Genomic DNA, 473 nt, shown 5'->3' with positions numbered 1-473 from the left:
CTTTACCGTGAGTAGGCTCATCGATTGGATGCCCAAGGTCTAGTCACAATCATGGGGATGAAAATTCCCTCTAGAATTGAGGGATTGCTTTAGTTTATAACGGGAAGGATGGGNCCTTGTGAAAGAGATAGACCCGGTAGAAGTGCAACAGATATTAACCCGGCTGAAAACAATACGCGGACCATATATCAGGGGTTGAACGCATGATTGAAGAAGAAAAGAAATGTGAGGCCATCTTGTTGCAACTGGTTGCCATTCGTTCAGCAGTGCATAAAGTATCAACGATTGTCGCCCAGCGTTATGCTAATGGTTGTTTAATTGAGGCGATTGACCAAGGGGAGGATCGCCAGGAAATAATGAACAAAGCGATTGAAACTATAATGAAGATCAATCAATAAGTTAGACCTTATAGCCGGAATCCTGTTAGCTGGATAACGGCTTTTTTTATTTGTCATTTGCCATAAATATGTCAC

At 42.2% G+C, this 473-nt stretch carries 1 protein-coding gene; it reads left to right on the top strand.

Annotated elements, in window-relative coordinates:
• Window positions 1–203: 203 nt before the first annotated feature.
• Window positions 204–398: a metal-sensing transcriptional repressor gene (locus DSOL_RS26360; protein ID WP_235839022.1), complete on the top strand. Its 195-nt coding sequence runs from the start codon at window positions 204–206 to the stop codon at window positions 396–398.
• Window positions 399–473 lie beyond the last annotated feature (75 nt).

This window comes from Desulfosporosinus metallidurans, assembly GCF_001936615.1.
GTDB classification, from domain to species: domain Bacteria; phylum Bacillota; class Desulfitobacteriia; order Desulfitobacteriales; family Desulfitobacteriaceae; genus Desulfosporosinus; species Desulfosporosinus metallidurans.
Note: the sequence above shows the minus strand (reverse complement) of the source record. Positions and strands in the feature narration are given on the sequence as shown.